The organism is Bradyrhizobium sp. AUGA SZCCT0182, from assembly GCF_018130185.1.
In the GTDB taxonomy this organism is placed as follows: Bacteria; Pseudomonadota; Alphaproteobacteria; order Rhizobiales; family Xanthobacteraceae; genus Bradyrhizobium.
In genome coordinates, this window is sequence record NZ_JAFCLY010000024.1 from 91,034 (window position 1) to 104,367 (window position 13,334).

Sequence of the window (13,334 nt, forward strand, 5' to 3'; positions counted from 1 at the left end):
ACGGAGCGAATGGTCGCCGCATCCCGCCGTGCCGAATGGCGAAGCGACACCCGATACGCGGCGGGTTGCCCCTGAGCGCTCACTTCCAATCCGGAAATGTCATGAACTGCATCGGTCTTCGGACATTCGTAGCCTTGGCCATGGTTTCAGCGCTCAGCCTTCTCACCGCCGGATGTTCGTCGCTGCCGAGGACGCCGCATAGCGTTGCGGATGCATCCTCCGCGCGCGTGCTCGATCTGACGGATTTGCGCCGCTACGCCGACGAGCCCGCCGCCACGTTCCGGCAATATCCCGCACAGGCCATGCTGCGCGGACCCCGCACCTACCTTGCGTTATCCGGTGGCGGGGCCGACGGCGCCTATGGCGCCGGTGTGCTTATCGGCTGGACCGAGACCGGCAGGCGTCCTTCGTTCTCGATCGTGTCGGGTGTCAGCACCGGCGCGCTCATCGCGCCATTCGCGTTTCTCGGCCCCAGCCATGACGCGACCTTGCGCGAGCTCTACACCAGCGGCATCGCCGAGAGCCTGCTCGACGCCCCGAACCCGTTCAATGCCATCTTCGGGGCGGGCCTGTTCGGCAACGCCCGGCTGCGCGAACTGGTGGCCAAATATATCGATGCCGACTTCGTCGCGGCGGTCGCAGCCGAACACGCCAAGGGGCGGCGGCTGCTCGTCGTCACGACCAATCTCGATTCGCAGCGCACCGCGATCTGGGACATGGGACGCATCGCCGCGCTCCACACGCCCGCAGCATTGAATCTGTTCCGGGACGTCGTCGCCGCATCGGCGAGCCTGCCCGTGGTGTTTCCGCCGATGCTGGTGAGCGCCGAAGCGAACGGCAAGCGTTTCGAGGAGATGCACGTCGATGGCGGCGTGACCGCGCCTGTGCTGACGTTGCCGGAGGCCTACCTGCTGCACGATGCCAAGCCGGGCAAGCTGGACAATCTGCAGCTCTACATCCTGATCAACAACAAGGTGGACCGCGAATTCAAGCTGGTTCGGAATGCCACCGTCGAAATCGCCGCGCGGTCGTCATCGACGATGACGAAAATCCAGACCCGCTCTATTCTGTACAGCACCTATATCTTCGCCCGCCGCAACAAGTTCGGATTCAACCTGACTTACATCGAGGGCGATCAGCCGGCTTCGCCGACCTCCGGCTTCGACACCGCCTATATGCGCTCGCTGTTCCAGTACGGTTACGACAGGGCGCGCGGCAACCGTCTCTGGTCGGTATCCCCTCCGCCGGACGAACTGGAACCTGCGCCGATGTCCGGCGTCTCATCCACGCGGCATCTCGCCAGCGGCGATTGATGTCAGCCCCGACTTTCAATCCGGCACGTGCAAACAACGAAGGCAGCCGATGTCAAACAAGCAACGATTTGCGGTCATCCTTTTCTCCCTCCTCGCGCTTGCTCCGCCGTTTGCGATACCCCCGTTGTCGGCCACGCAGGCCGCTCAGGAGGAAGGCGCAGAGGGCGAGCGCATTCACCAGGAGGCGGTCAACCGCGAGCTCGAGGCATTCCGTGCAGCACAGCTATCACTGCGCCAGGCGATGGGAATCGCTGAAAAGCGGCACGCCGGTTCGAGAACCGCGGATATCAGCTTCGATGGCGCGTCGGGCTCCCCGGTCTATCGCGTGAAGACCGTCCAGGATAACCGTCTCTGGGAACATGCGATCGATGCGAAAACCGGCGACACGATCGGCGCAGAAACGGTGTCACACCTAAAGGACCTCAATCCGGACGACCGGAACAACGTCATGGCGCTGCGGACCGTCCGGCAAGAGCTGTCGGACGCCGTCATCATCGCGGAACAGGTAGCGTCGGGACGAGCCATTGGCGGAAGCCTGATGGACGACAATGGCAAACTCAATTTCGTCATCGTCGTGGTGAGCGGCGGCAGCGATCTGAAGCAGGTCGTTCTCGAACCTCCGCAAGCAAGAGGCCGGGCATCGAACCCCCGCCACGGATCGCGATGATTCCAGCTCAAAGGTCGCGCAAGCCATTGATTTAATGGTCGGAGTGGCAGGATTCGAACCTGGTGTCTGCCTCGGGAGGGGTTGGACGAACAAACCGCCCACGCTTCGCGCCAGCCCAGATCATCGAAGTTTGCATTCGCTCAAATGGAGTATTCATAGTGGAAGCGCCCTCTCCCTTCCTCCCTCGCACCGTCGCTATTGCGACCTTCGTATTCTTCGCACCGGTCGAAAGCTATCTGCGGTATGGCGGGCCAGGAAGGTCTCGCGAGCGCGCATCACACGACGAATGTGTACCTTCAGCAAGGCCCGAAGGACGAGATATCAGCCGAGTCGAAAGTCCTTGGCCTGTTATCGAACGGCGCGGTGGTGCGCGTGACCTACACTGAGCGGCTTCGCCGGACGGCTGGCGCGTGGCAAGCCGCGTGCATTCGCTTCAACCAGCGTCGCGCCGAAAAGCGCGGCACGTCCATCGTCAATCTGTAACTGACTTGAATTGTGCGCAAGAAAGACACCTTCCATGCGTGGACATCTGTGGGGAAACGTTGTCGTCTGGCTGCTTGCAGCGTTCTTCTTGGTCGGGGCTTTCGGCAATACTTTCGTCAGCACGGAGATTGCCGCTGACTATGCCCGCTGGGGCTATCCGGAGAACTTTCATTATCTGACCGCGTTCCTCGAATGCACGACAACCGTCATGCTGATCCTCAAACCTCTCCGCCTTTACGGATCGCTGCTTGGCGGCGCCGTCATGCTGGCCGCTGCGGGGACCGTTGTATCCCATGGGGAATATGCGCATGCAGTTCCCCCTTTGGTCGTCCTGGGTGTTTGCGCGTTCGTTGCTGTTCTGACGGTCAGATCAAAGCGGTCACTGCAGCAATGACCGCAAATCCATAGAACGTGAGGACATGACGAAGTTGGATCACGCCGCCGGACCGATATTGGAGGCATGTCGCAACGAAACGAACAGACACTACAAGCAGCCCGACAACACCCTTTCGACCATGATCAGGACAATGCAGCAATCAGATCGTCGGCGCGGGTCACCATCGCCACGTTCTGGATCGCGTAGTTCACCGCGGCGATGTGCCATTCGGCGTTCATGGTCGAGCAGCAATCCTCAGGCACAACCATGTAGAATCCCTTGTCCGCGCCAGTGCGGGCGGTATGTTCGATCGACATGTTGGTCCAAGCGCCGGTGACAATGACGAAATCGCGTCCAGCCGATTTCAGCATGGCCTCTAGTCTTGTCCCTTCCCAAGCGCTCATCCGCATCTTCTCCACCACCTGGTCGCCGGCGTGCGGCTCCAGCCCCGGCACCGGCGCAGCACCCCAGGTGCCGCGCACCAGTGCTTTCGCGTCGATCAACCCCTCGAACAGCGGTGCATTCGCCGTCACGCCGGGCGCGCCCGGCTCCACCACGAACCAAACGTGAATCACCATGACGCCGCGCGCACGCGCGGCCTCCGCGAGCCGCTTCGCGTTGGCGATGGCGTTCTGTTCGCGGCAATGCGCCGGTGAGCCGGACGACTCAAAAGCGCCGCCGTCCATCACGACGTCGTTCTGCATATCCTGAATGATCAGCGCGCAGCGCGTCGGATCGACCGCGTAACCCGGCTCGGCGAGCTGGGCTGCGGACCGATTGACCGTGGCCACCGTGGCTACCGGAGCCGGTGCCGGCCGGGCTGCGGCCGGCGCGTTCTGGCCGGCGCGCATATAGGGCTCGTTGCGCGGTCCGACCTTCACCGGCACCGCATAGACCGAATGCGTCGCGGTGATGTAGAGCGTGCGCCAATCCGGCCCGCCCCAGGTCAGGTTGCTGACCAGTTCGGGAACGCGCAGCTTGCCGATCAATCTGCCGTCCGGCGCATAGACCCAGATCCCGCCCGGCGCCGAAACCCAGACATTGCCGAGCGCGTCGCATTTCATCCCATCCGGCACGCCAGGCTCGGTGGCCGAGACGATGTTGGAGGCGAACACCCGCCCGTTACCAAGACCTCCGCCGGCATCGACGTCGAACACGCGGATCAGATGCTTGACGGTATCGTTGACGTAGAGCCGCTGCTCACCCGGCGAAAAGCACAGCCCGTTCGGCTGATCGAACAGATAGCGGTCGACCAGCAATTCCGGAGGGCCGCCGCGCGGCGGCACGCGATAGACGCCCTGGAAGCCGAGCTGACGCGGCCGTTCGACGCCGTAGACCGGCATGCGGCCGTACCACGGGTCGGAAAAGTAGATCGCACCGTCGGACTTGACGCAGACGTCGTTCGGCGAATTCAGCTCCAGCCCGTCGAAATGCGACGCCAATATCTCGCGCCGGCCGTCGGGGCGTTCGCGCACCAGCGTGGAGGTGGCGTGCTCGCAGACGATCAGGTTCAGCCCGGCATCATAGGTCATGCCGTTGCACTTGTTGGATGGACGCATCGCTTCGCGAACGCCCTGCCCGTCGAGACGGCGGCGCACGTCGCCCGGCATGTCGGAGAACAGCAAATCATGCGCCTTCGGGTGCCAGACCGGACCTTCCGTGAACTGGAATCCGGTGCCGGCCTGCCGTACCGGCGCCCACAGGTCGATCAGTTCGGCAAAGGATGGCCGCAGCGCGATATGCGTGGTCATCGCCGGTCTCCGAAACCGCCGCTCACGCTGCAAACCAATTGCGTGACGGCAGCGATTGCACGATCGGTCCCGGCACCGCCATGTCGAGCCGTCCCACGACCTGGCCGTGCTCGATCTTGGCGGGCTTGTCATGCACCGGCAGCAGGAAGCGCGAGCCGGAAAGCAGCCGTTTGATCGCGGCCTTCTCCTCGCGCTTGGTGTTGCCGTGGTTGCCGGTGGTGCGGGGCTCATTGTGATGCAGTTCGTGGAAAGGATTCACGATCTGGTCGTTGAAATCATAGATCACGTCGCCGCATATGGTGGCGCGGCCCTCGGCGGTCTCGACATGGATGTTCATCGAGCCTTCGGTGTGAGCGCCCGCCGCATCGACGGTGACACCAGGGCAGACCTCGATCGGGCCGGACAGTTCGAGATCTTCCAGCCGCAGCGCGTGGCGGGTGTGCAGCCGGTCGATCAGGTGCTTGATGTCAGGCGCCGGATATTGCGGATGCATCAGGCCCGACACCGAATATTCCAGTTCGCGCCGGTTCAGCAGCACCGTCGTGTTCATCGGGAACAGCTCGTCCTTACCGGCATGGTCGATGTGGAGATGGGTGTGCATGACGTAACGCACATCACCCATCCGCACGCCATGCCTGGCGAGCTGGTTCTCGATCATGTTCTCATGGTGCTGCAGCCCGCGCATGCCCAGGCTTTCCATGATCTGATTGTGGCGATAGCCGGTATCGACCACCATCGGCCACGGACCTCCGAGGATCAGGAAGCCGTAAGTGTATACCCGCCTGGTGCGCCCGCAATCGCGCCCCAGCACGAGAAAGCTGGATTCCAGTTCAATGTCGCCGTAGTCCAGGATCTTGATTTCGAGCGCCATGTGATTGTTTCCCCTCGTTGAATCCCGTTGTTTTCTGAAATCAAGCCAGCCGGTAAATGCCGGCGGCGGTATCGTGAAAGATCGCCTGACGGTCGGCGACGGACAGCACCTGCGTCGCCACGCGATAGGCCTCGAACAACGCCTCGTAGCGGGTCCAGAGCTTTTCGATCGGAAAGTTCGAACCGAACATGCAGCGGCCCGCGCCAAACAGCCGCACGGTTTCACCGACCACGAAACCGATATGCGCCGGGTCGTTGCGATGCAGGAAGGTGCCGAGGCCGGACAGCTTCGCCACGACGTTGGGCCGTTGCGCCAGCAGCGCCATGCCGGTGCGCCAGGCCTCAAGGCCGGCCGGCGACAAATCCTCCAGCATGCCGGCGTGCTGCAAGACGAAGCTGACGCCGGGACAGGCATCGGCAAGCTCGGCTGCACCAGCCATTTGCGGCGCGAAGACCTGCAGATCGAAGGCCCAGCCATATTCGCTCAATCGCGCGATGTTGCGCCGGAGCGTGGGATCGCGCGCCAGATCCGGGCCCGATGCGAAACGGTATTGCGGATTTTCGTGCCAGTGCAGCTGCATCCTGACGCCGCACACCAGCGGGAATGCCGCCAACTGCTCCAGCTGAGGCCGCACATCCTCGGCGGTGAAATCCGCATAGGCGACGATGGCGTGCGGCCAGCCGGTTTCCCGCGCGGCGTCGGTGACGTAGCGGACCTCATCGAGGAAACGCGCCTTCGCCCAGTTCGCCTGCACGTAGACCGACCGCGTGACGCCGGCGGAGGCAACATCCGCCAGATATTCCGCGATGGTGTAGTCGCGGCGGATCGGCTCGTAGGGGCCAAAGATTCGCGGCAGCATCGGACCGAGCAGCCAGGGCAGATCCTGCTGCCGCCAGATGTGATGATGCGCATCGACGCAGCCAGACGCAGGCTTACTCATCGGGCGGCCCTCCGTCGCGAGAGATCGAGAACGTGCCGGCAGAGCCGCTCCGTGGTCGCGCCATTGGCGACGCTGTCGAGCATCGGCAGAACCGCGCGCAGTGCAGCGGTCTCCGGGCGATAATCGGCCGCGGCGGCAAGCGGCGTCAGCCAGTCGATCCGCCAGGCGCGCGCGGCGAGATGGCCGACCGCACGGATCATCTGCGCCGGATCGCCGCGCTCAAGCCCGTCCGACAGCACCAGCACCAGCGCGCCGCGGGCATAGCTGGCGAAACGCGGCACCGCGAGGAAGGCAGCCAGCGCGTCGCCGATCCGCGTGCCGCCGTCCCAGTCGGCCACGAGGTCCGCCGCGGCGGCAAGCGCCTGCTCGCGGTTCTTCAGCCGCAGCGCACGGGTCAGCCGCGTCAGCCGCGTACCGAACGTGAACACCTCGACACGGGGCGCGGCGTTGACCAGCGCATGGGCAAAACGCAGATGCGCGTCGGAGCGCGCCTTCATCGAGCCCGACACGTCGATCAGCAGCAGGATGGCGCGTGGCCGCAATTGGCGTTCGCGGCGGCGCAGCCGGATCACCTCGCCGTCGGTGCGGATGGAGTCCCGCAGCGAGCGCTGCAGGTCGAAGCCCCCGCCGCGCTTGGTGGAACGCATCCGATAGCCACGGCGGCGCGGCAGCCGGTCCGGCAGGTGCCGGCTGAAACGCGCCAGCTGCTGGCTTTCATCGTCCGGCCGCAGTGCGCGCCGCGACAGCGCCTCGCTGGCGGTCGCCGCCTGCCCGGTTTCGTTGATGTCGTCCGACAGCGGCGCGTCATAGCCGGCGCCATCGTCCTGAACCTCCATCTCCTCGTCGCTTTCGGCGACCTGATCCGACAGCACGCCGGCAAGGCCGAGAAAATGCATATCGAACAGCAGGTCGAAATCGGGCTGCCGCTCGAACGGCGGCGCCAGCGTGGCAACGCCGGCGCGGCGGATGTCCTCGATATCGCGCGGGCCGAGCAGTTCGATCGCGCGCAGAAAAGCCAAACCCTGTTCCGGCGCGACCGAAAAGCCGTTGCGGCGCAGCAGCGCGATGAAATCGAGCAGCGGCCGCGCCGCGCGCGGTAGAGCTGATACCGTCATGCCGCGATCTCCGCGATAATGGCGTCGAGCCGCGGCGCGATGAAGGCGAGATCCTCCTCGTCCTTCAGCGCCACGCCGATCGCGCGGCGGAACGCGGCCGGCCACGGCGCGCCGGTTTTCGCCAACAGGGTCGCCGCCTCCGCCCAGTCGATCGCTTCGGCGACGCCGGGCGGCTTGGTCAGCGGCTCCTGCCGCAGCCGCCCGACCGCCGTCACGATCGCGCGTGCCGTGGCCTCGGCGACGGAGGACGCGCGCATCATGATGATCCGCGCCTCGCGCTCCGGATCCGGATAGGCGATGTAGTGATAGACGCAGCGGCGCCGCAATGCCTCGTGCAGATCTCGGGTGCGGTTCGAAGTCAGGATCACCACGGGGCGTTCATGCGCGCGCAGCGTGCCGCGCTCCGGAATCGAGATCGAGAAATCCGACAGGAATTCGAGCAGGAACGCCTCGAATTCCGGATCGGAGCGGTCGATTTCGTCGATCAGCAGCACGGTCGATTCCGGCCGGCGCAGCGCCGCCAGCATCGGCCGCTCGATCAGGAAATCGTCACGATAGATGTCGATCGGCTCATCGCCGGCCTGACGGATCGCGAGCATCTGGCGCGGGTAGTTCCACTCATACAGCGCGGCGGCGGCGTCGATGCCCTCATAGCATTGCAGCCGGATCAGCTGCCGCCCCATGATCCCGGCGATCGCTTTGGCGGCCTCGGTCTTGCCGACACCGGGCGCACCTTCCAGCAGCAGCGGCTTGCCTAGCGCGAGCGCGAGATAGCCGGCCGTGGCGAAGCCGTCATCGGCGAGGTAATAGGCCGCGCGCAGGGCCTCGGCCAGTTTCTCCGGCCGATCGATCCCTCCGACACTTCCGCGCACCGCCATCCCGATGTCCCCTATGCGCGCCGGGCTTGCGGCCGCGCGCCGCCCTGCGCTTTCAGCGCACGCAGGATTTTTTCCGGCGTGATCGGCAGCGTATCGATCCGCACACCGATGGCGTTGAAGATCGCGTTGGCGACCGCCGGCAGCACCGGATTGGCGCACATCTCGCCGGGACCCTTGGCACCGAACGGACCGTCCGGCGCCGGACGCTCCAGCACCGTGATGTCGTGCGGCGCGATGTCGCCGGGGCCGGGCATCAGATATTCGTTGTAGTCACGGCCGCCATGTTCGGGGTTTGGATAATACGGCTCCGGCGTCTCGTAGAGCGCGTGGCTCATGCCCATCCAGGCGCCGCCGACCAGTTGCTGCTCGACCATTTTCGGATTGAGCGCGCGGCCGAGTTCATAGGCGCTGGTCAGTTTGTTGACCATGACGTCGCCGGTTTCGTCGCAGACTTCCAGATCGACAACCAGGCAGGCATGGGCATAGGCGGTGACCGGCGACATCTCGCCGGTCTCCGGATTGACCGTCGAGAGCGGGATCAGAAAGATGCCGCGGCCAGAGATCGTCTTGCCCTGCTTGAACTGCGCCGCCTGCGACGCGGCCTTGACGGTGATCGATTTCGACGCCGCACCGCGGACATGGATGTTGCCCTTGCCGTCAGTGACGAGGTCGTCGGCATTGACCTCGAGCTCCTCGGCGGCCGCCTCCAGCAGCACGCCCCGCGCTTCCTTTGCGGCGACGATCACCGCATTGCCGACACGATGCGTTCCGCGCGAGGCGAACGAGCCCATGTCGTGCGGACCGGTATCGCTGTCGGCGGTGTCGACATAGACATCCTCAATCGGCACACCCAGCGTTTCCGCCGCGATCTGCCGGCTGACCTGCTTCATACCCTGCCCGAGATCGATCGCCGACAGCGCCACGGTGAATTTGCCGTCCGGATTGGCATGGACCAGCGCCTGACTGGGATCGCCGCCGAGATTCATGCCGATCGGGTAATTGATGGAGGCCATTCCGCGCCCCTGATGCCGTGCCATCTCAACGCCTCCGTGTGAACACTGACGAGAACCGCGCCGCGCCGTGCTGGGGCGTCGCCGGCGCGTTGGGAACCGGCGGGGCCGGAGCCGGCAGCGGCGCGGCGGCGGCCGGCTGCGATGGATAGTTCGGCAGCGGTGCTGCCGGCTGATGCGCCGGTGGCGGCTGATAGACGGTCACGGCAGGAGGAGGCTGATAGGCCGGAAGCGGCGCCGCGCCTGGCGTCAGCTGCGGCGGCGCCTGCCGCGTCTCCGGCCGGCCGATCCGGCCGCTCTCATCGGTCACGGTCGGCGGTATAGCCGCGCGCGCGCCGCCGCCACCACTCAGCGACGAGGCGCGCCGCGCCGTCTCGCTCAGCGGCCAGTTCACCTTCTCCGCCACGACCTGCACGCATTCGATCAGCGCGGTGTTGTGGGCGACGCGGCGATGCGCCTTCATGTCGCCGTCGCGATAGGCGTTGAGGATGCGGAACTCCATCGGGTCGATGCCGACCAGATGCGCCAGCTTGTCCATCTGCACCTCGATCGAGAAGTCCACCCCGGTGACACCGAAACCGCGCATCGCGGTGGCCGGCACGCGGTTGGTGAAGACGCAATAGGCGTCGCCGCGCACATTCGGGATCGTGTAGGGCCCCGGCATGTGCGCGACGCATTTGACCACGCCATAGCTGGTCAGCCGCGTGTAGGCGCCGGCATCGAAATAGGAGGTGATCTGCCGCGCGACGATACGGCCGTCGCGCATTACGCCGTCCTTGATGACGTGCCGCTCGGCCCCGCGCGGCGAGGCGAACTGCATCTCCTCCTCGCGCCCCAGCACATAGCGGACCGGCCGCCCGGTGAGGATCGCGCCGAGCACCGCCAGCGGCTCGGTCAGCGAATCGACCTTGCCGCCAAAGCCGCCGCCGACGGTGCCGCCGATGAAATGCAGCCGGTTGGATTCCAGCGCAAGGATCTTGGCGGTGGTGCCAAGCGAGAAGAACAGGCCCTGCGCGCAGGAATGCACGACGTAACGGTTGTTGGTTTCGGGCGCGGCGATGGTGCCGTTGGTCTCGGTCGAGGCGTGCTCGATCGGCGACATCTGATAGCGCTCCTCAAGCACGTGATCGGCGGTGCGGAACGCCGCCTCGACATCGCCGAAGCGCAGTTTCTGATGGTCGTATTTGTCGTGATACTCGAAATAGTTTCCCGGATAGGTCTCGTTGACGACGACCGCGCCCGGCTTCAGCGCCTCCTGCACGTCGAACACCGTGGGCAGCGGATCATAACTGACCCGAACCAGCTTGACCGCGGCCAGGGCTTCCGCCTCGCTATCGGCAATGATGGCGACGATCGGCTCGCCCTTGTAGCGCACCTTGTCGACCGCCAGCGTCGGCTCGTCGTCCTTGCCGAAATCGATCAGGCTGAGCAGCGTGTTCTTGTTGAGCGGAACGTCCTGCCCCCGGATCACGCGTTTGACGCCAGGCGCGCGCTCCGCGGCTGTCACGTCGATGCTCCGGATCCGGGCGTGGTGATGCGGCGAGCGCACCACCTTCAGATGCAGCAGGCCGTCAAAGCCGTGATCGTCGAAGAAGCGGGTGCGGCCGGTGACATGCCCCAGCATGTCCTGGCGCTGCTCGCCCTTGCCGATCACGTTGAGATTGTCGTCACGCTCGTCGGCGAACAGATCCTTGCGAAACTCCAGCATCGGGATCTCCTCAGGCGCGGCGGACGCCGCGCTGCTGCGCGGCGGCCAGGATGGCGTTGATGATCGGCTCGTAGCCGGTGCAGCGGCAGACATTGCCGGCGATCGCCTCGACAACTTCGACCCGCGTCGGGTTCGGATTGCGGTCGAGCAGCGCCTTCGCCGCCATCAGCATGCCCGGCGTGCAGAAACCGCATTGCGCGGCGAAATGCTCCATGAAAGCCGCCTGCAGCGGATGCAGGGTCGGCCCGTCGGCAAGCCCGCTCGCGGTTTCGATCGATCGCCCCTCGCAGGTGACACTGAGCGTGAGGCAGCCCAGTCGCGGCTCGCCATCGACCAGCACGGTGCAGACGCCGCAGGTGCCCTGGCCGCAACCGAACTTCGGGGCGAAATCGCCAAGCCCGCGCCTTATCGTGCCGAGCAGCGTTTCCGCCGGCTCGACGAACACCGCGCGATCAGAGCCGTTGAGGCGAAACTGTACAGGCATCCGGGCCATTCTGCGTTCCTTCAGGATGTCTCGCCGGCAAGCAGCCGGCCGAGATGCACAGGCAATACTTCGCGGCGATACCATTCCGACGCGATCGCATCGGTCGCGGGCTGCGTGCCCTCGAGCGCCGCGGTCTTCGCCGCGGCAATGGTGGCCGCATCCAGGGTGCGGCCTTCCAGCACGCGCTCGACCGCCTTGGCGCGCAGCGGCGTCGGCCCCATCGCGCCATAGGCGACCCGCGCGCCGCTGATCCGTCCGGCGTTCTGCGGCAGATGCGCCGCGATCGACAGCACCGAAACACCCTTCGGCCGCACGCGCGCGACTTTGACGAAACGAAACGCATCGGCGCCGGCCGGGCGGCTGAATCCGACCGAGGCCACCAGTCCCACCCCTCCCCGCGCCCGGTTCGCCAGCATCTCCTCGAGCGGCATCACCCGCGCGCCGCCGAAACCGGCATGCAGCGTGACCACGGCGTCGAGCGCCAGCAGCGCGGTGGTGAAATCGCCATAGGGCGTCGCGGCGAACAGATTGCCGCCGATGGTCGCGGTGGTCCGCACCGCGGGGCCGCCGATGCCGCGCGCCGCCGCGTGCAGATAGGACAGGTCACGGTTGGCCAGCACCATCGCCATGGTGACGCCGGCGCCAAGTTCTACCTGCGCACCGCCGGTGTTCATCGTCAGCAGCGCCGGATCAAGCGCGCGCAGCAACGTGCCCTCCGTCATCACACCTTCGTTGATGGCGCGCACCAGCAGCGTGCCGCCGCCGAGCAGCTGCGCGCCGCGGTCGCTGGCCAGGATTTCAGCGGCTTCCTGTAACCCCTGCACGATGCGTACGTTGACGGGCATGGCGTTTCCTAACTAGCGAGTTCGGGCAGCTGGCGGACCGCCGCGATGCCATTTGAATAGACGTCGTTGGCCACGAGGTCGGCCAGCTCCGTCTCGCGCCCGGCCGGCGTGGTGAACCGGCCTTCCCATTGCCAGAAGCTGCGATTGCCGTCGGTGACCGGCAGCAGCCGGACATGGGCGACGTAGTTGAACAGCGGAATCGGCGTCTCCAGCAGGCAATAGCTGAAGGTCATTTCCAGATCCGACAACGCCAGCAGTTGCTCGCGCAGTTCGGCGCCGTCCTGCATCGTGAAGCGGCGGACGCAGCCGATCTTGTCGGACGGATAGCCGCGCTCGATCGTGCTCTTGGCAACGATCGGATGCCAGGATTCATGACCGTTGAAGTCGCGCAGCACCGCCCACAGCCGCTCGACCGGCGCGTCGATGATGGTGCTGCGAACCACCCGCGGCATGTTCAGGCTCCAAAGGCGCGGTTGAGCGCGTCGAAACCGGTCTGGAACACATTGCCGCCGACGCCACCGACCAGCTCTGCTTCCAGTTCCGGCGCGCAGTCGAAATCGGCGCTCCATTCGATGAAGGTGCGGTCCTGGTCGGTGACCGGCGTCAGCCGCAGCGAGGCGACGTAGTTGGTCAGCGGCATCGGCGAATCCAGGATCGAATAGGTGCAGAGCATGTCGAAGTCCGACAGGCCGAGCAGTTTTTCGCGCAGCCGGTCGCCGTTGCGCAGCGCGAACGCCCTGACGCAGCCGACCTTGTCGGCCGGCTCGCCGTTCTCGATCCGGCTCTCCGCGATGCCGGGGTGCCAGTTCGGCAGGCCGTTGAAGTCGCGCACGCGCGCCCAGACCTTGGCCGCCGGCGCATTGATGACACTGGATACGTAGACGCGGGCCATC

15 protein-coding genes are annotated in these 13,334 nt (G+C 65.5%); 4 read left to right on the top strand and 11 right to left on the bottom strand.

The window, feature by feature from the left end; genetic code table 11:
• The first annotated feature begins 140 nt into the window (after positions 1-140).
• The 4 genes from JQ611_RS24235 to JQ611_RS24250 all read left to right on the top strand — a co-directional run bounded on the left by JQ611_RS24235 (position 141) and on the right by JQ611_RS24250 (position 2,857).
• Positions 141-1,313, top strand: coding sequence for a patatin-like phospholipase family protein (locus tag JQ611_RS24235; protein ID WP_409363252.1), 1,173 nt, complete (start codon positions 141-143; stop codon positions 1,311-1,313).
• Positions 1,314-1,437: 124 nt separating this feature from the next.
• Positions 1,438-1,980: a PepSY domain-containing protein gene (locus tag JQ611_RS24240; protein ID WP_249133412.1), complete on the top strand. Its 543-nt coding sequence runs from the start codon at positions 1,438-1,440 to the stop codon at positions 1,978-1,980.
• Between the two features lie 243 nt (positions 1,981-2,223).
• Positions 2,224-2,463: a hypothetical protein gene (locus JQ611_RS24245; RefSeq protein ID WP_212264185.1), complete on the top strand. Its 240-nt coding sequence runs from the start codon at positions 2,224-2,226 to the stop codon at positions 2,461-2,463.
• A 34-nt stretch (positions 2,464-2,497) separates the two neighbouring features.
• Positions 2,498-2,857 carry a DoxX family protein gene (locus JQ611_RS24250; RefSeq protein WP_212264186.1) on the top strand — a complete coding sequence of 120 codons (360 nt, stop codon included), beginning with the start codon at positions 2,498-2,500 and terminating at the stop codon, positions 2,855-2,857.
• Positions 2,858-2,982: 125 nt separating this feature from the next.
• On the opposite strand, the gene JQ611_RS24255 is transcribed toward JQ611_RS24250, so the two are convergent.
• The 11 genes from JQ611_RS24255 to JQ611_RS24305 are packed head-to-tail and all read right to left on the bottom strand — an operon-like array spanning position 2,983 to position 13,333.
• Positions 2,983-4,590, bottom strand: coding sequence for an isochorismatase family protein (locus JQ611_RS24255; protein ID WP_212264187.1), 1,608 nt, complete (start codon positions 4,588-4,590; stop codon positions 2,983-2,985).
• 22 nt (positions 4,591-4,612) lie between these two features.
• Positions 4,613-5,461 carry an MBL fold metallo-hydrolase gene (locus JQ611_RS24260; RefSeq protein WP_212385832.1) on the bottom strand — a complete coding sequence of 283 codons (849 nt, stop codon included), beginning with the start codon at positions 5,459-5,461 and terminating at the stop codon, positions 4,613-4,615.
• Positions 5,462-5,501: 40 nt separating this feature from the next.
• Positions 5,502-6,401 carry an amidohydrolase gene (locus JQ611_RS24265; RefSeq protein ID WP_212264188.1) on the bottom strand — a complete coding sequence of 300 codons (900 nt, stop codon included), beginning with the start codon at positions 6,399-6,401 and terminating at the stop codon, positions 5,502-5,504.
• Entirely contained in the window at positions 6,398-7,516 is a 1,119-nt protein-coding gene (locus JQ611_RS24270) for a VWA domain-containing protein (RefSeq protein WP_212466806.1), read from the bottom strand. Before JQ611_RS24270 ends, JQ611_RS24265 begins: the two co-directional genes overlap by 4 nt.
• A complete protein-coding gene (locus tag JQ611_RS24275; RefSeq protein WP_212264190.1) occupies positions 7,513-8,394 on the bottom strand; it encodes a MoxR family ATPase in 882 nt (293 codons plus the stop codon). Before JQ611_RS24275 ends, JQ611_RS24270 begins: the two co-directional genes overlap by 4 nt.
• 11 nt (positions 8,395-8,405) lie before the next feature.
• Entirely contained in the window at positions 8,406-9,431 is a 1,026-nt protein-coding gene (locus tag JQ611_RS24280; protein WP_409411295.1) for a xanthine dehydrogenase family protein molybdopterin-binding subunit, read from the bottom strand.
• Position 9,432: 1 nt separating this feature from the next.
• The gene (locus JQ611_RS24285; protein WP_249133413.1) at positions 9,433-11,112 is read right to left on the bottom strand and encodes a molybdopterin cofactor-binding domain-containing protein; all 1,680 of its coding nucleotides are present in this window, start codon (positions 11,110-11,112) and stop codon (positions 9,433-9,435) included.
• 10 nt (positions 11,113-11,122) lie between these two features.
• A complete protein-coding gene (locus tag JQ611_RS24290; protein ID WP_192740553.1) occupies positions 11,123-11,605 on the bottom strand; it encodes a (2Fe-2S)-binding protein in 483 nt (160 codons plus the stop codon).
• Positions 11,606-11,616: 11 nt separating this feature from the next.
• Positions 11,617-12,441 carry a xanthine dehydrogenase family protein subunit M gene (locus JQ611_RS24295; protein ID WP_212466807.1) on the bottom strand — a complete coding sequence of 275 codons (825 nt, stop codon included), beginning with the start codon at positions 12,439-12,441 and terminating at the stop codon, positions 11,617-11,619.
• An 8-nt stretch (positions 12,442-12,449) separates the two neighbouring features.
• Positions 12,450-12,893: an SRPBCC family protein gene (locus JQ611_RS24300; protein ID WP_212466808.1), complete on the bottom strand. Its 444-nt coding sequence runs from the start codon at positions 12,891-12,893 to the stop codon at positions 12,450-12,452.
• Positions 12,894-12,895: 2 nt separating this feature from the next.
• Positions 12,896-13,333, bottom strand: coding sequence for an SRPBCC family protein (locus JQ611_RS24305; protein WP_212413190.1), 438 nt, complete (start codon positions 13,331-13,333; stop codon positions 12,896-12,898).
• Between the last annotated feature and the right edge of the window lies 1 nt (position 13,334).